The sequence below is a fragment of the Halopseudomonas pachastrellae genome, assembly GCF_900114765.1.
GTDB classification, from domain to species: Bacteria; Pseudomonadota; Gammaproteobacteria; order Pseudomonadales; family Pseudomonadaceae; genus Halopseudomonas; species Halopseudomonas pachastrellae.
Map to the genome: position 1 here is coordinate 1 of NZ_FOUD01000010.1, position 19,208 is coordinate 19,208.

Sequence of the window (19,208 nt, forward strand, 5' to 3'; positions counted from 1 at the left end):
GACGCCAAGGAGCTGCACGGGCACCGTTATGCCCGATTCCGTGGACTGCGCAAGGTAATGAAACAGTGCCTGCTGGCAGCCGCCTGCCAAAACATGAAGAAGATTGCCCGCCTGCTGGCGATGCTTTTACGCCTGCAATCCGGGATAAGACGCGGCACTTGGCTGCGAGGCTGGAAATGGAGCTGCTCGGACGGTTTTTAGCGGTTAACAGGCTAAATTACCCGACACCTGCAAAATCATTACAAACACCCCAGAAAAACGAAACCCCGCGAAAACACGGGGTTCGTCAGCAGTCTGAAACCGTCCTTGAGACGGTTTTTTTGTGCCCGGGTTTCGGGCGCAAAAGGAATAGCTCAGTTGGTAGAGCACGACTTTGCCGAGGTAGGGGCTGGGCGGGGAGCCTCGCGAGTTCGAGTCTCGTTTCCCGCTCCAGTCGTAACAAAGAAACCGCTCTTGAGGCGGTTTTTTTGTGCCCGAATTTTTGGGCGAATTGGCTCAACTTTCTTGTGGCTCCGAAACCGCAGCGATGGCGGCTTCGGAGCTTTTCATTTCAGCGTTAGTGGTTAAGGCGTTTGCGCGGTTGCCGCTGAATCAATCTGTGCTCAGTTCTTTCAGCAGCGCCTGGTGAAACTGCTCGGGCGCCTCTACCTGCGGTGAGTGACCCAGCTCGGGGAATTCCACCAGGGTCGCATTGGGGATGGCCTCTGCTGTCTTCTGGCCCAACTCCGGGTAGTTGCCAAGTCGCTGGGCGACAGCCTCTGGCGCGCGATTGGCGCCGGGCGCTGTGCGATCCTTGCCGCCAATCAATAGCAGGGTCGGTGCCTGAATGTTGCCGAACTCGTGCACCACCGGCTGGGTAAACAGCATCTCTGCGGTCTGCGCCTGGTTCCAGGCGACGATTTCCTTGCCGGGGCCGGCGTACATGCCGTAGCTCATATCCACCCAGCGGTCATACTCAGGTTTCCACTCGCCGTTGTAATAAAACTTCAGCTGGTAGTTCTTGATGCCTTCGCGGGTGGTCTTGAGCTGGGCCTGGTAAAGCTGGTCGATGGTGGCGTAGGGCACGCCCTCAGCCTGCCAGTCTTCCAGGCCAATGGGGTTGACCAGCACCAGCTGTTCTACTCGTTCCGGATGGCTGAGTGCATAGCGTGCGGCCAGCATACCGCCCATTGAATGGCCGATGATGGTGGCCTTGTCGATGTTCAGCGAGGCAAGCAAGGCGTCGGTATTGTCGGCCAACTGGCCAAAGCTGAACTGGTATCCGCGTGGCTTGCTTGAGCTGCAAAAGCCCACCTGATCGGGTGCAATGACGCGGTAGCCGGCGTTGCTGAGGACCTTGATTGTTGTCTCCCAGGTGGCGCCGCAGAAGTTTTTGCCGTGCAGCAGAACGGCTGTTTTGCCGTTGGCAGCCTCGCTGGGCGGCACGTCCAGATAGCCCATCTCGAGTGCTTGCTGTTGCGAGCTGAAGCTATAGGTCTGCAACGGGTAGGGGTAGTCGAAGCCTTCGAGTTGGGGGCCATATTCGGCCTGGGCGGTACAGGTGGCCAGCAGCGTGGCGGTGGCGAGGGTCTTTTTCACGGACAGCTCCTTTCACGTGGCGATGCCCGACTATAGCAAGTGCTGCTTGTGCAGGCGGCGGCAGTCCTTTGCCGGATGTGACCGTGCGGTTGGGCTGCTCAGTCGGCCTGTAGCAGTTGCCTTGCCTGCACCCAGTCGAACACTTCGCCACGCTCCTCGGCAGCGGCGCGGTGCTCATCCAGCAACTGGAACTGGGCAATTTCCTCGTCCGGCATGAAGTGCAGGCAGTCGCCGCCGAAGTACCACAGCAGATCGCGTGGAATCAGGTGGGCGATTTGCGGGTAGCGGGCGATGATTTGGCAAAGGATGTCCTGGCCCTGGTAGAGGCTGTCGTGATCACCTTGCTGCAGTTGGGTCAGCAGCTCGGAAAAACGCTCCATGAAGAGTTCGTTGCTTTCCTCGGGGACCTGATCGAGCAGGACGGTTTGCGCCTTGATGGTATCAAACAGGCTCTGCAGCAGGGCGAGGTGGTATTCGTGGTAGCTGGGCGGGGTAGACATGGAAACTCCTGATAGGCCGGGCGTGTAGCAAGTGCCGAAACCCGGCGAGTCTATCAGGTTGTGCGCGTCAGGCCAGCCATCTCTGGCTGGCCTGACGGCTGCTCAGGCGTCGTCGGCCTTGGCTTTGGCCTTGGTTCGACGAGGTTTGGCGGGCGTCATCTCTTCCTTGGAGAAGTCATCCACCTTGATCACCGCGCTCCGGGCCTGGCGTGCATTGCGCACCTGCTCGGCCTCGGCGGCGGTAATCAGATCGCTCTCAACCGCGGCGGTGAGCGGGTCTGCACCCTCTGGCTTGAGCTCGCCACTGCGCAGGGCTTTTTGCAGGCGTGCTTCAATCGGTGCACTTTGCAGTACGGCTTCCAGCGTGGTGTTGAGCAGGCCGGTGACGTCCTGCGGGTCGTCGCTCTGGTAGCAACCGGCGATCAGCCGATCGCGAGCCGCGCCCGGGCGCATCAGGATGCGTGCGATCTCGGTTTCCAGCTCATCACTCGGCGGCGTCAGGCGACGGCCCAGCGGGAAGACCGCAACGCGCAGCAGGCAACCCATGCTCGGGTTCGGGAAGTTGAGCAGGATTTCATGCAGGCTGTTTTCGATGCGATAGAGCAGGTCTTCCAAGCCCCACTGCACGAACGGCAGGTCCTCTTCCGGGCGACCTTGATCATCAAAGTGCTTGAGTGTGGCGCTGGCCAGATACAGGTTGCTCATCACATCGCCAAGCCGTGCCGACAGGCGCTCGCGGCGTTTCAGCTCGCCGCCCAGCATCAACATGGTGCAGTCGGTCAGGGTGGCGAAGGCGGCTGCCAGGCGCGACAGCTGGTGATAGTAGCGACGCGTCTGCGGGTAGTCCGGCACGTTGGCCAAGCGGCCACCGGTCAGGCCCAGCAGCAGGCTGCCAGCGGCATTGCTCAGCGAGAAGCCGATATGCTCGAACAGCAGGCGGTCAAATTGCTTGAGCGACTCGTTTTCGTCATCCAGCGCTGCGGCCTGCATCTCGCGCAGTACATACGGATGGCAGCGGATTGCACCCTGACCAAAGATCATCATGTTGCGGGTGAGGATGTTGGCGCCTTCCACGGTGATGGAGATCGGCACCGACTGGTAGGCACGGCCCAGGTAGTTGTTGGGCCCCATGCAGATGCCTTTGCCGCCGTGTACGTCCATGGCGTCGTTGACGCACTGGCGCATGCGCTCGGTCAGGTGGTACTTCACTACCGCAGACAGCACAGATGGTTTCTCGCCCAGGTCAACGGCTCCTGCGGTCATCGTGCGCGCGGCGTCCATGACGTAGGTGTTGCCGCCGATGCGTGCGAGCGCTTCCTGAATGCCTTCAAACTCGCCAATCGGCAGGTTGAACTGCTCGCGGATGCGGGCGTAGGCGCCGGTGGTCATGCTGGCCATCTTGGCTGCGCCGATGCTACCGGCCGGCAGCGAGATGGAGCGGCCAACCGAGAGACAGTTCATCAGCATGATCCAGCCCTGACCGATGCGCTCCTGGCCGCCGATCAGGTAGCTCATCGGGATGAACACATCCTTGCCGGAGTTGGGGCCATTCATGAAGGCGGCGTTGAGCGGGAAGTGGCGACGGCCGATCTCGACGCCTTCGGTGTCGGTCGGAATCAGCGCCAGGGTAATGCCCAGCGACTCTTCATCGCCCAGCAGGTGGTCCGGGTCATAGGCCTTGAAGGCCAGGCCGAGCACGGTGGCAACCGGGCCCAGGGTGATGTAGCGCTTCTCCCAAGTGACGCGCAGGCCCAGCACTTCTTCGCCATTGAACTGCCCTTTGCAAACGATGCCCTTGTCGGGCATGGCGCCGGCATCAGAGCCGGCATCCGGCGCAGTCAGGGCAAAGCAGGGGACGTCTTCGCCCCGCGCCAGGCGCGGCAGATAGTGCTGTTTCTGCTCATCGGTACCGTAATGCATCAGCAGCTCGGCGGGCCCCAGGGAATTGGGGACCATCACTGTGGTGCCCAGATCACCGCTGCGGCTGGCCAGTTTCATGGCTACCTGGGAGTGGGCATAGGCAGAGAAGCCCTTGCCGCCAAACTCCTTGGGAATGATCAGGCCGAAGAAACCGTTGTCACGAATGAACTGCCAGACGTCCGGCGGCAAGTCCTGCAGGTGGGTGGTCAGCTCCCATTCGTTGGTCATGCGGCAGAGTTCTTCCACCGGACCATCAAGGAAGGCTTGTTCTTCCGCACTCAGGTGAGGCGTCGGGAAGCTGTGCAGCTTGCCCCAGTCCGGGCGGCCGCTGAACAGTTCGCCATCCCACCACACGGTACCTGCATCAAGCGCCTGCTGCTCGGTATCGGAGAGCGGCGGTAGAACCTTGCGGAACCAGGTGAGCAGCGGGGCACTGATGCTGCGTTGGCGCCATTCGGGCAAATTGAGGGGGATGGCAATGCCGAGGAACAGTGCCCACAGCAGAAGATCGATCAACCAGTGGACCGGGCCCAGCAGGGTCATCACGGCCAGGTAGGCAGCCACACCGAGGGTGGCATTGAGTAAGCTCGTTCGAATATAGGCCAAACCGCAAATACACAGCAGCAGGCCAACCAGCCATAGCAGGGTCATCATGTCGCGCACTCCTTGTTCGTCACAGTACTCCTGACCGCGCATGACGCCGAATAATTCCCCACTCTTGTTTGGTGGGTGGTGCTGTTTCGCCGATTCTGCTGACAAAATGGGGGCGTCGCAGTGATGTGAGCGGTCGGAAAGCCGATGAGCATCGGCATGCACGACTAAGCATAGTCGTTTGTGGCGGCAATGGAGAAGGGAGGGAGGAACCCCGGGTACCCTTGGGCACCCGGGGTAGAGCGCTTAGTTGTCTACGTTGTCGAGGTCGTGACGCAGGGTACGGCCGGCAAAATAGTAGTGTGCGCAGGCCCAGATATTGAGGAAGGCCGCGCCGATCAGTGCGTAGCGCAGGCTGTCGGTGCCGAAGGTGCCGCTGACCATGTCGCTGACGATACCAATCAACTGCGGGCCCAGACCCAGGCCGACCAGGTTCAGTACCAGCAGCATGATCGCTGATGCCAGTGCGCGGCTACGCAGCGGCGTCAGGCTCTGGATCATGGCAAAGCTGGGGCCGAGGTAGAAGGCGCCCAGGAAGACGGCAGGGCAATAGACGACCAGCGCCCAGAAGGTGCTGTCGATCATGTAGAAGGCGACAATAAAGGGAATCGCTATCAGCTTGGCCAGGCCAACGATCCAAGCGTTCCAACTGGCGTCACGGGCTGCCAGCTTGTCGGCCAGCATACCGCCGATCCAGGCGCCCAGGCCGCCCACAATACCCATCAGCGGGCCCAGGAACAGGCCGACCTGGCCGGGCGTCAGGCCGTGGCTGCGAATCAGGAAGGCAGGGTTCCAGACGATGGTGCCGTAGCCGACCAGCGCTGTCAGGCTGACGCCCAGTACCACGTGGCGGGTGGTGCGTACACGCCACAGGACAGCAAAACCGGCTTTGATGTTGACCTTGCCCAATGGCGGCGGCTTGACCCCGTCAGCGAAGCCGCGCGGCGGCTCTACCATGGTAAAACGCACCAGCAGGGCAATCAGAATACCGGGCAGGCCGACGACAAAGAAGGCTGCTCGCCAGCCCCACCACTGAGCGACAAAGCCACCAACGATAAAGCCGATCATGATGCCGAGGTAGACGCCCAGGGCATAGATGGACATGGCGCTGGAGCGCTTTTCCTTAGGGTAGAGGTCAGCGATCATCGAGTGCGACGGCGGGCTGGAGCCTGCCTCGCCGATACCCACGCCGATACGTGCCAGGGCCAGTTGCCAGAAATTGTTGGCCATACCGCACAGGGCAGTCATGGCACTCCAGATGGCGATGGACCAGGCGATGATGTTACGACGGTTGGAGCGGTCGGCAAAGATCGCGATCGGGATGCCGAGGGTGGCGTAGAACAGGGCGAAGGCAATACCGGAGAGAAAGCCCAACTGGGTGTCTGACAGCAGCAGATCGGCTTTAAGCGGCTCGATCAGGATACCGACGATGTTGCGGTCAACGTGGCTGGACGTATACGCCAGTACCAGGATGAACAGGGCATAGCGGCGGTAGGCTGGGGTTATGCGATGACTGACGTCATTCGGGTCCGTCGCGGTGTCAGGCGTTTGAGCCATTAGTGTCTCCGGTGTTTGTTGTTTTGTCCGGAGAATACGTTGTCCCGTTAATAGTCACAATCGACCGGCTGGCTGCTTTTGTTGCAATTTTGTAAGCCCGTTGTTTCGCTGTGCGGTATTTTCATTCGCTATATTTGTGCGTTTCCAATGTTGCTTGGGGCCAGGGGTTGATTCTTGCGGATATGACCACATAGTTAGCCCTCAACTTTGCAAGGCGTGAGGCATGGCATGAGCGCAGCTATTCGTATTCGGGGCCTGGAAAAGACCTATGGCACCGGAATGCGCGCCCTCAAGGGCATTGATCTGGAGGTGCGCGAGGGCGACTTCTTCGCCCTGCTAGGGCCTAACGGCGCCGGCAAGTCCACCACCATTGGCATTCTCTCTTCGCTGGTCAACAAGTCTGCCGGCGAGGTCAGCATCTTCGGTCACGACATTGATCGGGAGCTTTTGGCCGCCAAGCGCTGTATTGGCGTCGTGCCGCAAGAATTCAATTTCAGCCAGTTTGAAAAGGTCATGGATATCCTGGTCAGCCAGGCGGGTTATTACGGTATTCCGCTGGCGCGGGCCAAGGAGCGCGCCGAGCATTACCTAAAGCGTCTCGGTTTGTGGGACAAGCGGGACGTACCCTCGCGCATGCTCTCAGGCGGCATGAAGCGCCGCCTGATGATTGCCCGTGCTCTGATTCACGAGCCCAGACTGCTGATCCTGGACGAGCCGACCGCCGGGGTCGATATCGAGATTCGCCGCTCGATGTGGCAGTTCCTGCAGGAGATCAACGCCCAGGGCATCACCATCGTGCTGACCACGCATTACCTGGAAGAGGCGGAGCAGTTGTGCAAGCACATCGCGATCATCGACCAGGGCCGCATCATTCATAACACCAGCATGCGCGAGCTGCTCAAGGAGCTGCATGTCGAGACCTTCTTGCTGGATGTTCGACAGACTCTGGTTGAGGCGCCGTCACTCGGTGACTACCCGTGCAAGCGCGTGGATGAGCACACCCTGGAAGTTCAGGTGGACAAGTCCCAGAGCCTCAATGCGCTTTTTGCGGCGCTGAGCGAGGCTGGGCTTGAGGTCGCGAGCTTGCGCAACAAGAGTAACCGGCTGGAGGAGTTGTTCCTGGCGCTGGTCGATGAAAATGCCGAGAAGCGGGGAGCCTGACATGCAGTATTGGCAACAGAGCTGGGTTGCGTTCAGCACCATCCTGACCAAGGAAATTCGTCGTTTTACCCGTATCTGGCCGCAGACTTTGCTGCCGCCGGCGATCACCATGGCGCTGTACTTTGTGATCTTTGGCAACCTGATCGGCAGCCGTATTGGTGAGATGGGTGGCTTTCGCTACATCGATTACATCGTGCCGGGGCTGATCATGATGTCGGTGATCACCAACAGTTACTCCAACGTGGTCTCAAGCTTTTTCAGCACCAAGTTCCAGCGCTCCATCGAGGAGCTGATGGTGGCGCCAGTGTCGCCCCATGTGGTGCTACTGGGTTATACCTTTGGCGGCGTTGCGCGCGGGCTGATGGTCGGCTTTATCGTGACCCTCACATCGTTGTTCTTTACCCGGCTGCAGGTTCAGCATATCGGTCTTACCATCGCGGTGGTGTTCTTCACCTCGCTGGTTTTCTCGCTTGGCGGCTTCATCAATGCGGTGTTTGCCCGCACCTTCGATGATATCTCCATCGTGCCGACCTTTGTGCTCACGCCGCTGACCTATCTGGGCGGGGTGTTTTATTCGATCAGCCTGCTGCCGCCATTTTGGCAGGCGGTGTCGCAGGTCAACCCGATCCTGCACATGGTCAACGCGTTCCGTTACGGCATTCTCGGCGTCTCGGATATTCCGATTGCCACCGCGCTGGTCATCATGTCGCTGTTCACCCTGATTCTCTACAGCCTCAGCTACTGGCTGCTGGTCAGGGGCACCGGTCTGCGGCAATAATGGCGCCGGGCCGCCGTCCGGCAGCCTTCTGGTCAATTGAGGGTACACGCATGTTTGATCATCCAGCGACGGGATCTCCACTGGGCAAGTCCAGTGCTTACGTCAGCGTTTACACGCCATCGTTGCTGTTCCCGATCCCGCGTCAGCCTAAATGGCAGGAGTTGGGGCTGGATGCGCAGCAGTTGCCCTTTCACGGCGCTGACATCTGGAACTGCTTCGAGCTGTCCTGGCTGACGCCCTCCGGCAAGCCGGAGGTGGCGGCGGCGGAGTTTGTCTTCCCGATCAAGGCGGCGCGTATTGTTGAATCCAAATCCTTCAAACTCTATCTCAACTCATTGAATCAGACAGTTTTTCGAGACCGTCGAGAGCTGCTGGAGACATTGGAGTCCGACCTGTCGGTAGCCGCGCAGGGGCCTGTTGCGGTGCGCCTGTTCAACATGCAGCAGTTACATCAGCTGGGTATGCTGACGCTGCCCGGACGCTGCATTGACGACCTGGATGTGAGTGTCAGTCAGTATCACTACGACGCGTCGTTGCTGGCGCTGGACGCCAGTGGTGTTCAGGTCAACGAGACGCTGCATAGCCACTTGCTCAAGTCCAACTGCCCGGTCACCGGCCAGCCTGACTGGGGCTCGGTGCTGATCAGCTACAGCGGCCCGCGTATTGATGAGGCGGCGCTGGTCCGGTATCTGGTCTCGTTCCGCGAGCACTCGGATTTTCATGAGCAATGTGTTGAGCGGGTCTTTCTCGATCTGCTGACGCTGCTGGGCGAGGGTGCCAAGCTGACGGTGTATGCCCGCTATGTGCGCCGTGGCGGGTTGGATATCAACCCTTGGCGCTCTACCGAGCCGGGCATGCCGGAGAACCTGCGACTGGCGCGGCAGTAAGATGCAAAAACGCCCCGACTTGCGGGGCGTTTTTGTGTTGAAAGGGTTAGATACCCATGTCCGCCAGGCTTTGCATAACGCTGCGCAGGGTGCCAGCCAGGGTGGGGTGGCGCGCCTCAAATTGCTCGGCCATCAGATTGACGCCATCAACCAGGGTTGGATCTTCTTCGACATCAGCATCGCCGCGCTCTTTCAGCAGCCGGGCTTCCAGGCTGGTTGCCAGCGCCTGCAGGGCTTCTCGCTCCTCAACGGTCAGCTGTGAATCGCTTTCGTTGAGCGTCGCCTGCAGCGACTCCAGCTGTGATTTCAGACGCTCTGTGGGCATGTACTCTCTCCTGTCCTACGGGTTTGGTTCACTATACCCCTAGATAGACAACGCGTGCGTCCAAATTACGGCAATTGGGCTTTGCCTAATCGCACTTCGATGTCATCCAGGCAGCTACCCAGCTCGTCCACGCTGTCGATCACGTAGTGGGCCCCGGCGTTCATTAGTGCCATGGTGGCCTGTAGTCGCAGGCGATCATGCGTATCGCTGTCCTGCTCTTCCCACTGTTGCATCTGTTGCGCGTTCAGGGCGCCACTCAGGGCTGTGCCAACGGTCCAGAACCCAGCATTAAGCCCGGCGCTGACAGCATCGGCGCTACCGCACACCAGCACGCAGCGGCGCAGCGCCGCGGCCTTCATCCGCACTGCCAGCGTGGCGACGCGATCGGGGGCGGGAAAGGGGCGCAGTGCCTCGCAGTCATCCAGCACCTCATCGAGCAGGGGGCGCAGCTGCTTGCTGTCACGGTTCTTGTGGTCCGGCAACAAGCCGGTGGGCAGGGCGCGCTCTGCCAAATCTTGCAGGCAAGGCATTGCTTGCGGCAGCAGGTTGAGGGTGTCAGGCGCGGGGTCGGCGGCGGTCAGGGTGCCGCCGAGATCGAAGAGTACGGCCTCGATCCGGTGTGCGGTCATGGTCCGGGGTCCTTGTCGGAAACGGTGTTGACCGCACATCATCTTGCAATTGCTTTGCAGTTTTATGACTGCGAGCGGGGTTGGACGCTCCTTACAACTAATGGAGTCCGCGAACAGGTGCCTCAGTCCGCCGCCAGCAACTCGGCCCCCATGGCCGCGCGAACGCTGTCGGGTACCGGGATCGGGCGCTGGCTGGCGACATCAATCCAGACCATTTTTACGTCGCCATGACCAACCAGGTCCGGCGAACCTTTGCTGTACATCTTGTGCTCCAGCGTCAGGCTGGTGCGGCCAACCACGCCAGCGTACAGCTCTACGATAACGGTGCCAGGGTGAAACAGTGGCTTGAGGAAGTGGTGGGTGCAGGTCAGCAGGACCAGGCCCTGGCCAACCTGGCGGCGGTGCGCTCCCAGACCATCCAGCCACTCAATGCGCGCTTCTTCGAGGTACTGATAGTAGCGGGTGTTGTTGACGTGCTGATTGCTGTCCATGTCGCCATAGCGAATGGGGAGTTCGGTGCTATAAATCAAGGGGCCTTTGGTATCGGTCATGGGCAATTTTCCACTGAAATCAAATCGGGTTTTGCATTACACTGCGGGCCTGCGTCGGTATTGCCTGACTGACGAAACCAAGCCAGAACTGGAGAGGCCGCTGATGAGCTCGCTGAAGACAGGAGCAGTGGTTGCACTGCTATCGGCACTGTCGTTGACCTGCATTACACCTGTTTTTGCCGCAGATGACTACGACGATTACGAGTCCGACTACGTTAACCCTGACCCTTGGGAGCGCGTTAACCGGGTTACCTTTCGATTCAACGACACCCTTGATCGTTATGCGCTGAAGCCTGTTGCCAAAGGCTATAAGGCGGTGACGCCCGAGTTCATGCGTGACGGCATCGGTAACGCTTTCCACAACCTGCAAGAGCCGATGAACTTCGTCAACAACACCCTGCAGGGCAAGTTCAACGAAGCCGGCGTAGACATGTCGCGTTTTCTGTTCAATACCTTGCTGGGCGGACTGGGCGCAGTAGACGTTGCCACGCGTATGGGGCTGGAGCGTAACGACGAGGATCTGGGGCAGACTCTGGGTTACTGGGGTGTGGAAAGCGGTCCTTACCTGATGTTGCCTTTTATCGGCCCCAATACGCTGCGCGATACGGCATCCAAGCTGCCGGAAAACTTCTTCAATTACACCTACACCGGTTATATAAACGACATTCGTGTGCGTAACCAGATGTTTGCCACCGAGGTGATCGATGCCCGTGCGGGCCTGCTGGATCAGGAACGTCTGATTACCGGCGATCGTTACACCTTTATTCGCAACGCCTATCTGCAAAATCGCGAATTCAAGGTGCGTGACGGTAACGTGCCAGACGAGTTCTAGATACGCGTCAGCGGCAAGCGAGCGCCCGGCCGTAAGGCCGGGCGTTTTGCTGTGTGGCGCCTGATAGGGCTGCCGGTCAGCTCAGACTGTCGAAGCGCAGGCCGATGCTGAACTGGCCATTGTCCTCGGGCTCGCAGCGCACCACGTCGCCCTTGGCCTGCAGGCCCTGCAGACCGGGAGTGGGGGAGGATATGGTCAGGCCGACGGTTGCCCCTTCCGTCACCGGTTGCTGGCTGATGACCAGGGCTCCCTGGTTGGACAGGTCTCGGCACACGACGTCCAGCTCAAGATCGCCAGTGCTCAGGCGGGCGCTGGTGTCCATGGTCATGCGCATGAAATCGCGTTTTTCACTGTACTGCTGGTCATGAAATGACATCGGCGGCTCCCGCTGCAAACAGGTACATTTTATTGCGGCATTTCGCAGTTAATCCTAGTGCTGCCGGGGCTTGCAGACAAGCACCCGAATGCGGCCGGGCAACGGTTGCGAGATAGAACGGATGGGAGTAGTGTTTCCACCTTGAAAACGCCGGGGTACTGCCGGCCCGATTCAGCCACCCTGTGGTCTCCGCGCAAACGCGCAGCGAGACGTTGACGTAGGGACTCTATGCAGCCTTCAGGCACAACATTGCTGGTGATTGACGATGACGATCAGGTTCGCCAGCGTCTGACCGCCTACCTGGAAGAGCTTGGTTGCGACGTGTTGCAGGCCGCCACTGCCGCAGACGGCGTGGCACTGTTTCATGATGCGCGCCCCGAGCTGGTGCTCTGCGATCTGCATCTGGGCAGCGGGCAGGGGTTTGAGGTAGTTCGTCAGATCACTGAAGCCGGGCTCGAAGTGCCGGTGATTGTCATGTGCGCTGACGGCGCGATGACGGACGCCGTGGAAGCACTGCGTCTGGGGGCAAGCGACTTCCTGCTTAACCCCTTGCATGATCCTGAAGTGCTGTCCCACGCGGTGCGTCGTGCGCTAGATCGCGCCCGTCTGCGGCTTGAGAACCAGCGTATTCGCGAGCGACTGGAGCGTGCCAATCGCGAGCTGGAGGTTCACCTCAAAGAGCTTCGTGACGATCAGGCCGCCGGCCACCAGGTGCAGCTCAACATGCTGCCGCAGTCGCCGTGGGTTAGTGGCGAATATCGTCTGGAGCACCGGCTGATCCCCTCGCTGTACCTGTCTGGCGACTTTGTCGACTATTTCCGTATCTCCGATACACAGCTCGGCTTTTATCTGGCGGATGTGTCGGGGCACGGGTCCTCTTCTGCCTTTGTAACGGTGTTGCTCAAGTTCATGACCACGCGTTTGATGTATGAGCAGCGCAAGAGTGAGGCGCGGGCGACCGGGCGGATCGAGTTTAAACCCTCGGACGTGCTTGGGCACATTAATCGCAGCCTGATCAACTGCAACCTCGGCAAGCACGTCACCATGCTGGGCGGAGTAATTGACGAGCAGGCGCGAACGCTTACTTACAGTATCGGTGGGCACCTGCCGTTGCCGGTCATCTATACTGATGGTCAGGCGCGCTACCTCACCGGCAAGGGGCGCCCGGTCGGCCTGTTTGAAGATGCCGAGTATCAGAACGAAACCATCGAGCTACCCGAGCGCTTTAGCCTGACGCTTTGCTCCGATGGTGTGCTGGATTGCCTGGAAGGCTCTACGCTGAAGGATAAGGAAGCCCGCTTGCCGGCATTAATTGCCGAGCATGGCGGGACGATGCAGGGTATTATGGCGGCCCTGGGGCTGGACCCCAATAAAACCATGCCTGATGACATTTCCGTGTTGGTGTTGAGCAGGAACGCAGAATGATGACCACTGGCAAGATCCAGTTTGCCGAAGAGCAGGGCACGTTCGTGCTCAAGTTCATTGGCGATGTTCGCCTTACGCTGTGTGCGGCGCTGGATTCTTATATCGAAAAAATCTTCAGCGTGCTGAGTTTCGAGTCGATCGTCATTGATCTGACCGAAACCGAGTGCATCGACAGCACCTCTCTAGGCCTGCTGGCGAAGCTGTCTATCCTCTCGCGGCAAAAGGTCGGCTTTCTGCCGACGCTGGTTTCCAATCACGATGACATGAACCGTCTACTGCAAAGCATGGGCTTTGATCAGGTGTTCAATATCGTGCCAGAAAGCACGCCCAGCTGCGAAGAGTTGCAGGATCTGCCCGCGCAGATGCTGTCAGAAGAGAAGGTCAAGCGTAAGGTGCTGGAAGCACACCGTATCCTGATGAATCTCAACGACAGCAACCGCGAAGCCTTTCGTGATTTGGTCAGCGCCCTGGAATCAGGCGCCTGACCCCGCTATCAGGCGCTCCAGCTTGATTTGATCCGCGGCAAAGGCCCGAATCCCCTCCGCCAGTTTTTCCGTCGCCATAGCGTCCTCGTTGTGCGCCCAGCGGAAGGCCTTCTCGTCCAGCTGCTGGCGCGCGTCGGCTGCGCCTGTGCTCAGCAGGGGCGAGACCTGCAGCTTTCCCGCCTGCTCAGCCAGGCTTTCCAGCAGCTGCGGGCTGATCGTCAGGCGGTCACAGCCGGTCAGCGCTTCAATCTGCCCGGTATTGCGGAAGCTCGCTCCCATCACCACGGTGCCGTACATGTGCTGCTTGTAGTAGCGGAAGATGCGCGCCACCGATTGTACGCCCGGGTCTTCCAGGCCTGTGAAGTCGCGGCCCTCATGTGCCTTGTACCAGTCATAGATGCGACCGACAAACGGCGAGATCAGATAGACCCCGGCATCAGCGCAGGCCTGGGCCTGCGCGAAGGAAAACAGCAACGTCAGGTTGCATTGAATGCCCTCGCGCTCTAGCGCGGCGGCGGCCTGGATGCCTTCCCAGGTGGCAGCAATCTTGATCAGCACGCGGTCACGGGTAACGCCGGCGCGCTCGTACAGTTCGATTAGCTCGACTGCCTTGCGCAAAGTCGCGTCGCCGTCAAAGGACAGGCGCGCGTCGACCTCAGTGGAGATACGGCCCGGGATCAACTGCAGGATCTCGCGGCCAATGGCCACGGCGAAGCGGTCACACGCGTTGGTAATAGGATCGCTGCTGCCCTTGGCATCGGCGATTGCCTGTTCCAGCAAGGGCTGGCAGCGCGGTAGCGAGGCGGCTTTGAGCAGCAGGGACGGGTTGGTCGTGGCGTCGGTCGGTTGCAGTTTGGCGATGGCGTCGATGTCGCCAGTGTCGGCAACGATCTGGGTGTGCTGTTTCAGGCTGTCGAGTTTCGAGGTCATGATGCAAGGCAGATTCCATGGGGCTTTGCCTGACCTTACCCTATGCGCTTTGACAGCCGCAATCGTCAACAGGTCTTATGCTCTTTCGAGTCTGGCCTGCATCTGCTCAAACAGCTGATCGAACAGGGCCAGCGGCTGCTCGGTACGGTGGATGGTGGTGCTCAACTCGCGGCGAAAATGCCGCGCACCCGGCAGGCCCTGGAACAGGCCGAGCATATGGCGCGTGATGTGATGCATCTGACCGCCGGCCGCCAGATGCTGCTCGATATACGGGCGCATCTGTGCCAAGACCTGCAAGCGGGTCGGTTGCGGGTGTGCGTCGTTGAACAGTACTTGATCGACATCGGCCAGCAGCCAGGGGTTGTGGTAGGCCTCGCGGCCCACCATCACACCGTCGACGTGGGCCAGCTCGGCCTGCATCACGGCGAGATCGGTCAGACCTCCGTTGAGGATGATCTCCAGCTGCGGAAAGTCCTGCTTCAGCTGGTGTACCACTTCGTATTTGAGTGGCGGGATCTCGCGGTTTTCCTTGGGCGATAAGCCTTCCAGAATGGCGATGCGCGCATGCACGGTAAAGCTGGTGCAGCCGGCTGCGTGTACCGTGCTGACAAAGTCAGACAATTGCTCGTAGCTGTCGCGACCGTTAATGCCGATGCGGTGCTTCACCGTGACCGGCACAGCGCAGGCGTCGCGCATGGCGCGCACGCAATCGGCCACCAGCTCGGGGTGAGCCATGAGGCAGGCGCCAATCATGTTGTTCTGCACCCGATCACTGGGGCATCCCACGTTGAGGTTAACCTCTGCGTAGCCGGCAGCCTCGGCCAGCGCCGCGCATTCTGCCAACTCCTGAGGATTGCTGCCGCCCAGCTGCAGGGCCAGCGGCTGCTCGGCGACGTCATAGCCCAGATAGCGCGCCCGGTCACCGTGCAGGATTGCCCCGGTGGTGACCATCTCGGTGTACAGCAGCGCGTGGCGGCTGATCAGCCGGGCAAAATACCGGTAGTGACGGTCAGTCCAGTCCATCATCGGCGCAACGCTGAAGCGGCGATTGGGCTCTGGGCGCGTGGTGTGGTTGGGCGAGGAGGCTTGCGGGTTCATGGCGGCTGTCTGTGAGGTTCGTTCTATAGCGGCTGGCCGCAGGGCGTGGCTGCGGTGTTGCGCGGCGAGTGAGGTAACACCGTTGTCGCTCGGACAGAGTCGAAAGCCGGGCGGCGCGCAGCAGGGGCCGGAGCGCCTCACTGGGGCGGTATTTTATCAGGAAACCGGGGTTTTCGAACCGGGGCGTGATAAAGCGCTTGATGAGCCCGGCTGACAACGGTATCGGCGTGTTTTTCGTCCCATGACAGCTTGCCGGCGAACCGCGCGAAAGTCTCTTGCATACCGCTGTAAGCGCTGTTCTTGAGCCTCTGGCGCTATCGGATGACGGCGCACATCCTTACAATGCGCGGTTTTTGCCGAGAAAGCTCCGCGTTATGAAGTCGCTGGCTGATCTGTTTGTTGCCGTACTGCTGTGCCTGTTTGTTTCCATCTCCTTTGCTGATGCGCCGACCAGTTTCTCCGCCGCCAAGGCGACAGCCAAGCGCGAGGTGTTTCTGGATGAGCGGGCCGTTAGCCAGGGAGACCTGTATTGCGGGTGTCGCTGGGATTGGGTTGGGCGCTCCGGTGGCCGGGTTGACGCCAGCTCTTGTGGTTATGAGACGCGCGCCCAGCAGACGCGGGCAGAGCGGATCGAGTGGGAGCATATTGTCCCGGCCTGGGTGTTTGGCCATCAGCGTCAGTGCTGGCAGAACGGCGGGCGGCGCAATTGTGTGATGAACGATCCGGTGTTCCGGGTGATGGAGGCCGATCTGTTTAACCTCTACCCGTCTGTGGGGGAGGTCAACGGCGATCGCAGCAACTTTCAGTATGCAATGATCGGTAGAGCGCCCGCGCAATATGGTGCCTGCACGTCAAAGGTGGATTTTCAGCAGCGGGTGGCTGAGCCTCGGGACGACGTTAAGGGGCTGGTCGCGCGGGTTCACTTCTATATGTATGACCGTTACGGCCTGTCGATGTCTCGTCAGCAGCAACAGCTGCTGATGGCCTGGAGCCGTCAGTATCCGGTTACCGAGTGGGAGCAGGAGTGGAGCAACCGCACGGCGCGGGTCATGGGGCACAGCAATCCTTTTGTCACAGGGGACAGGGTCTGGTCGCTTGGATACAGGCCAACGCGCGATGGCGTTGTATCGCCAGGTCCGGTTGCGACGCCTGCGCAGGGGGCGAGCAGCACCGGCGGCATCATCGGTAACCGCAACAGCAAGGTATACCACTTGCCCTCAGGCTGCCCGAGCTACGACCGGGTCGCGCCGCGCAACCAGGTGCATTTTGACACTGAGGCGGCTGCAGTGGCTGCCGGGTTCAGGAAAGCGGGCAACTGCAGCGATTGACCCGGCGATATGCTGGATTCGCTTGCTGGGCGCAGCCCGGCTGACTGGGTAGACTCGCTGGGGCGTGCCCTTGCCGTCGGTTGCGATGGTTGGTCAACCGGCAAGGGCAGCACCGTTGTTGCGACAGACTGACGGGAAATAGGCGCTACGCCGGTGATATTTGATCAGGCGCAGCAGGCGGATCGGGCGCGTTTTGATCAGGTGCTCGGCTGGGGTGGTGAGCCCGATCTGGTTATCTCTGGCTTGAGGCAGGGGGCGAATTGTTTATGCTGAATATCTTTAGACAAAGACGCTCCCCCGCTGCAGCGCCAGTGAGCATGCCGCCGGTGGATGAGTGGCGGGTAGCGCTCTGGCGCGCGTTGTCGGAGCTGTTTCTGGACACTGAGCCCGATACGCTCACCTTTGATTATGTGGCTCGGGTGGTGCTTGAAAGCGGCTATCGCCCGGAGCAGGTACGACAGGTCTTGTGGGCTGAGCTGTATCCGGTGCTGGCGGCTAATCTTGCGTCGGTGGCCGGGGAGTGGGCCGGCTGGTCCGATGCCTGGTTGCTTGAGCATATTCGGCCCGCCAGTGAGCCGGCCAGACAGGGCGGCCATGGCAGTACGGCGCGGGAGATTCGTCGTTGCTGGGCCGAGATTGCCGCTCGTTTGCCGACGGGTTTCAGTTAGGATGCATGCCTGATCCAAAGCCCGAGGATAACTGCGTGGACTTTCAAACCATTCCTGTTGTGCGCATTTTCGACGAGCAGAAAGCGCGTGAGTTTTACCTTGGCTTTTTGGGGATGCAGGTTGATTGGGAGCACCGCTATGAGGCGGGTTTTCCGCTCTACCTTCAGGTATCCAGAGGCTCGCTGGTCTTGCATTTGAGTGAGCATTCGGGTGATTGCAGCCCCGGCAGCAAGTTGTTCGTGAATGTCAGTGACGCGTCAGCCTTGCTGGCAGAGCTACAGGGGCGGGATTATGCCTACTGCCGCCCGGTGATGGAGCTGGCGCCCTGGGGCGACCAGGGCTTCAGCGTGACCGACCCGTTTTCCAACCGGATCTGGTTCAACCAGCCGGGCGACTGACCTGGCAAGTCCCCTCTATTACTCGTTGTATTTGCGTAGCTCATCAGCCAGCAGGGCCACCAACTCGGCTGCCGGTAGCTCCCGCGCCAGTGTCGCACCTTGTCCTGCCCAGTGGGCGGCGAAGGCGTGATTGCCCTGTGCGCTGGCGGCGGCGTGCAGCTGCTTGGCGGCGTCATAGGCAAGCGGGTAGTCCGGTACCTCCGGGCTGCCCGGAGTCTCGCAAAAGCGGATGAAATCATTGACGATGCCGCGCGCTGGTCGCCCGGAGAAGCTGGCGGTCAGGCAGGTATCGCCGGCCTGCTCGCTTTTCAGGTTGGCACGGTAGGCGGGGGCGGCACTGGACTCTGGGCAGAGTACAAAGGCGGTTCCCAGTTGCGCCGCTGATGCGCCCAGCTCGAGCATGCGGGCAACGCCCTGGCCGTCCATGATGCCGCCTGCGGCGATGATGGGCAGGCTGCACTGTTTGGCGAGCTTTGATACCAACGCTGCCGTACTCAGCTGCTCGTCATGGGCACTGGGGTCAAAAATGCCGCGATGACCGCCCGCCTCAATACCTTGCGCGACCACTGCATCCACCCCCGCCTGCTCAATTGCTGCTGCCTCCTCAACGCTGGTCGCGGTCGCCAGAGTGTACATTCCCGCGCGGCGCAGGGCGTCGATGTGTTCGGCTGGCGGCAGCCCAAAATGAAAGCTGACCACGGCGGGGCGCTGTTCAAGCAGCAGAGCAAGGGTGTCGCTGTCGCCTACAAAGCTGCGATAAATCTCCTCCAGCGTGGCAGGTGTAGGCGCAGCGGCGGCTTCGAATAAGGGGCTGAGGTGGGCGAGCCACGCCTGGGCGCGCTGGGTGTCAGGCTGAGGTGGTGCGTGGCAGAACAGGTTGACGTTGAAGGGGCGTGTCGTCAGTGCGCGGGTTTTGTTGAGGGCATAACGGGCCTGATTCAAAGTGCCTGCGCCGATAGCAATGGAGCCCAGTGCCCCGGCGTTGGAGACGGCTGCCGCGAGTTCGGGAGTGGATACGCCAGCCATCGGCGCCTGAATGATGGGTATTTCTATACCCAGGCGTTCGAGCAAAGGGTGGGTGGATCTCATGCGCTCTCCTTGGGTGTTGATGTATTCTTTTTTGGAGAATAG

At 60.3% G+C, this 19,208-nt stretch carries 20 protein-coding genes and 1 pseudogene; 10 read left to right on the forward strand and 11 right to left on the reverse strand.

Going from position 1 to position 19,208, the window contains the following annotated elements; genetic code table 11:
• Positions 1-201: pseudogene (locus BM116_RS09135) on the forward strand (hypothetical protein); the annotation flags it as partial.
• Between the two features lie 390 nt (positions 202-591).
• On the opposite strand, the gene BM116_RS09145 reads toward BM116_RS09135, so the two are convergent.
• The 4 genes from BM116_RS09145 to BM116_RS09160 form a co-directional block, all read right to left on the reverse strand.
• Entirely contained in the window at positions 592-1,578 is a 987-nt protein-coding gene (locus BM116_RS09145) for an alpha/beta fold hydrolase (protein WP_083724103.1), read from the reverse strand.
• A 98-nt stretch (positions 1,579-1,676) separates the two neighbouring features.
• Entirely contained in the window at positions 1,677-2,078 is a 402-nt protein-coding gene (locus BM116_RS09150; RefSeq protein ID WP_083724105.1) for a PA2817 family protein, read from the reverse strand.
• A 102-nt stretch (positions 2,079-2,180) separates the two neighbouring features.
• Entirely contained in the window at positions 2,181-4,649 is a 2,469-nt protein-coding gene (locus BM116_RS09155) for an acyl-CoA dehydrogenase (RefSeq protein WP_083724337.1), read from the reverse strand.
• 246 nt (positions 4,650-4,895) lie between these two features.
• On the reverse strand, positions 4,896-6,206 hold the full coding sequence (locus BM116_RS09160) for a spinster family MFS transporter (protein ID WP_083724107.1): 1,311 nt from the start codon (positions 6,204-6,206) through the stop codon (positions 4,896-4,898).
• 228 nt (positions 6,207-6,434) lie between these two features.
• On the opposite strand from BM116_RS09160, the gene BM116_RS09165 reads away from it, so the two are divergent.
• Genes BM116_RS09165 through queF form a run of 3 tightly spaced genes read left to right on the forward strand, consistent with a single transcriptional unit; the run spans position 6,435 to position 9,032 of the window.
• On the forward strand, positions 6,435-7,367 hold the full coding sequence (locus BM116_RS09165; protein ID WP_083724109.1) for an ABC transporter ATP-binding protein: 933 nt from the start codon (positions 6,435-6,437) through the stop codon (positions 7,365-7,367).
• Between the two features lies 1 nt (position 7,368).
• Positions 7,369-8,145, forward strand: a complete 777-nt coding sequence (locus BM116_RS09170; RefSeq protein WP_083724111.1) for an ABC transporter permease — start codon at positions 7,369-7,371, stop codon at positions 8,143-8,145.
• A gap of 50 nt (positions 8,146-8,195) precedes the next feature.
• The gene (gene queF, locus BM116_RS09175; RefSeq protein WP_083724113.1) at positions 8,196-9,032 is read left to right on the forward strand and encodes an NADPH-dependent 7-cyano-7-deazaguanine reductase QueF; all 837 of its coding nucleotides are present in this window, start codon (positions 8,196-8,198) and stop codon (positions 9,030-9,032) included.
• 46 nt (positions 9,033-9,078) lie between these two features.
• On the opposite strand, the gene BM116_RS09180 is transcribed toward queF, so the two are convergent.
• The 3 genes from BM116_RS09180 to BM116_RS09190 all read right to left on the reverse strand — a co-directional run bounded on the left by BM116_RS09180 (position 9,079) and on the right by BM116_RS09190 (position 10,537).
• The gene (locus BM116_RS09180; protein ID WP_083724115.1) at positions 9,079-9,357 is read right to left on the reverse strand and encodes a DUF4404 family protein; all 279 of its coding nucleotides are present in this window, start codon (positions 9,355-9,357) and stop codon (positions 9,079-9,081) included.
• A gap of 65 nt (positions 9,358-9,422) precedes the next feature.
• Positions 9,423-9,986 (reverse strand): hypothetical protein, encoded by a 564-nt coding sequence (locus tag BM116_RS09185; RefSeq protein ID WP_083724117.1) that lies wholly within the window; start codon positions 9,984-9,986, stop codon positions 9,423-9,425.
• A 122-nt stretch (positions 9,987-10,108) separates the two neighbouring features.
• The gene (locus tag BM116_RS09190) at positions 10,109-10,537 is read right to left on the reverse strand and encodes an acyl-CoA thioesterase (protein WP_083724119.1); all 429 of its coding nucleotides are present in this window, start codon (positions 10,535-10,537) and stop codon (positions 10,109-10,111) included.
• Positions 10,538-10,640: 103 nt separating this feature from the next.
• Here BM116_RS09190 and BM116_RS09195 point away from each other — a divergent pair, with 103 nt between their 5' ends.
• Positions 10,641-11,369 carry an MlaA family lipoprotein gene (locus BM116_RS09195; protein ID WP_083724121.1) on the forward strand — a complete coding sequence of 243 codons (729 nt, stop codon included), beginning with the start codon at positions 10,641-10,643 and terminating at the stop codon, positions 11,367-11,369.
• Between the two features lie 76 nt (positions 11,370-11,445).
• On the opposite strand, the gene BM116_RS09200 is transcribed toward BM116_RS09195, so the two are convergent.
• On the reverse strand, positions 11,446-11,745 hold the full coding sequence (locus tag BM116_RS09200; protein WP_083724123.1) for a PilZ domain-containing protein: 300 nt from the start codon (positions 11,743-11,745) through the stop codon (positions 11,446-11,448).
• A gap of 228 nt (positions 11,746-11,973) precedes the next feature.
• Here BM116_RS09200 and BM116_RS09205 point away from each other — a divergent pair, with 228 nt between their 5' ends.
• Entirely contained in the window at positions 11,974-13,170 is a 1,197-nt protein-coding gene (locus tag BM116_RS09205; protein WP_083724125.1) for a PP2C family protein-serine/threonine phosphatase, read from the forward strand.
• Positions 13,170-13,655, forward strand: a complete 486-nt coding sequence (gene rssC, locus BM116_RS09210; RefSeq protein ID WP_083724339.1) for an anti-sigma factor antagonist RssC — start codon at positions 13,170-13,172, stop codon at positions 13,653-13,655. Before BM116_RS09205 ends, rssC begins: the two co-directional genes overlap by 1 nt.
• Here rssC and tal read toward each other — a convergent pair.
• Together tal and dusA are read right to left on the reverse strand one after the other, a co-directional pair.
• Positions 13,644-14,585: a transaldolase gene (gene tal / locus BM116_RS09215; RefSeq protein WP_083724127.1), complete on the reverse strand. Its 942-nt coding sequence runs from the start codon at positions 14,583-14,585 to the stop codon at positions 13,644-13,646. The two genes, rssC and tal, sit on opposite strands and share 12 nt — an antisense overlap.
• A 75-nt stretch (positions 14,586-14,660) precedes the next feature.
• Positions 14,661-15,683, reverse strand: coding sequence for a tRNA dihydrouridine(20/20a) synthase DusA (gene dusA, locus BM116_RS09220; RefSeq protein ID WP_083724129.1), 1,023 nt, complete (start codon positions 15,681-15,683; stop codon positions 14,661-14,663).
• 374 nt (positions 15,684-16,057) lie between these two features.
• Here dusA and BM116_RS09225 point away from each other — a divergent pair, with 374 nt between their 5' ends.
• The 3 genes from BM116_RS09225 (at position 16,058) to BM116_RS09235 (ending at position 18,077) form a co-directional block, all read left to right on the forward strand.
• A complete protein-coding gene (locus BM116_RS09225) occupies positions 16,058-17,011 on the forward strand; it encodes an endonuclease (protein WP_083724131.1) in 954 nt (317 codons plus the stop codon).
• 317 nt (positions 17,012-17,328) lie between these two features.
• Positions 17,329-17,679 (forward strand): DUF7079 family protein, encoded by a 351-nt coding sequence (locus BM116_RS09230; RefSeq protein ID WP_083724133.1) that lies wholly within the window; start codon positions 17,329-17,331, stop codon positions 17,677-17,679.
• Positions 17,680-17,714: 35 nt separating this feature from the next.
• Positions 17,715-18,077, forward strand: coding sequence for a glyoxalase superfamily protein (locus tag BM116_RS09235; RefSeq protein ID WP_083724135.1), 363 nt, complete (start codon positions 17,715-17,717; stop codon positions 18,075-18,077).
• A gap of 18 nt (positions 18,078-18,095) precedes the next feature.
• On the opposite strand, the gene BM116_RS09240 is transcribed toward BM116_RS09235, so the two are convergent.
• Complete coding sequence (locus tag BM116_RS09240; protein ID WP_407920311.1) at positions 18,096-19,187, reverse strand: NAD(P)H-dependent flavin oxidoreductase; 1,092 nt, start codon at positions 19,185-19,187, stop codon at positions 18,096-18,098.
• Positions 19,188-19,208 lie beyond the last annotated feature (21 nt).

Bases quoted from the DNA above. Each gene is read 5' to 3' on its own strand.
- BM116_RS09150 (WP_083724105.1), bottom strand. From the start codon at position 2,078: ATGTCTACCCCGCCCAGCTACCACGAATACCACCTCGCCCTGCTGCAG.
- BM116_RS09155 (WP_083724337.1), bottom strand. From the start codon at position 4,649: ATGACCCTGCTATGGCTGGTTGGCCTGCTGCTGTGTATTTGCGGTTTG.
- BM116_RS09160 (WP_083724107.1), bottom strand. From the start codon at position 6,206: ATGGCTCAAACGCCTGACACCGCGACGGACCCGAATGACGTCAGTCAT.
- BM116_RS09165 (WP_083724109.1), top strand. From the start codon at position 6,435: ATGAGCGCAGCTATTCGTATTCGGGGCCTGGAAAAGACCTATGGCACC.
- BM116_RS09170 (WP_083724111.1), top strand. From the start codon at position 7,369: ATGCAGTATTGGCAACAGAGCTGGGTTGCGTTCAGCACCATCCTGACC.
- queF (WP_083724113.1), top strand. From the start codon at position 8,196: ATGTTTGATCATCCAGCGACGGGATCTCCACTGGGCAAGTCCAGTGCT.
- BM116_RS09180 (WP_083724115.1), bottom strand. From the start codon at position 9,357: ATGCCCACAGAGCGTCTGAAATCACAGCTGGAGTCGCTGCAGGCGACG.
- BM116_RS09185 (WP_083724117.1), bottom strand. From the start codon at position 9,986: ATGACCGCACACCGGATCGAGGCCGTACTCTTCGATCTCGGCGGCACC.
- BM116_RS09190 (WP_083724119.1), bottom strand. From the start codon at position 10,537: ATGACCGATACCAAAGGCCCCTTGATTTATAGCACCGAACTCCCCATT.
- BM116_RS09195 (WP_083724121.1), top strand. From the start codon at position 10,641: ATGAGCTCGCTGAAGACAGGAGCAGTGGTTGCACTGCTATCGGCACTG.
- BM116_RS09200 (WP_083724123.1), bottom strand. From the start codon at position 11,745: ATGTCATTTCATGACCAGCAGTACAGTGAAAAACGCGATTTCATGCGC.
- BM116_RS09205 (WP_083724125.1), top strand. From the start codon at position 11,974: ATGCAGCCTTCAGGCACAACATTGCTGGTGATTGACGATGACGATCAG.
- rssC (WP_083724339.1), top strand. From the start codon at position 13,170: ATGACCACTGGCAAGATCCAGTTTGCCGAAGAGCAGGGCACGTTCGTG.
- tal (WP_083724127.1), bottom strand. From the start codon at position 14,585: ATGACCTCGAAACTCGACAGCCTGAAACAGCACACCCAGATCGTTGCC.
- dusA (WP_083724129.1), bottom strand. From the start codon at position 15,683: ATGAACCCGCAAGCCTCCTCGCCCAACCACACCACGCGCCCAGAGCCC.
- BM116_RS09225 (WP_083724131.1), top strand. From the start codon at position 16,058: ATGAAGTCGCTGGCTGATCTGTTTGTTGCCGTACTGCTGTGCCTGTTT.
- BM116_RS09230 (WP_083724133.1), top strand. From the start codon at position 17,329: ATGCCGCCGGTGGATGAGTGGCGGGTAGCGCTCTGGCGCGCGTTGTCG.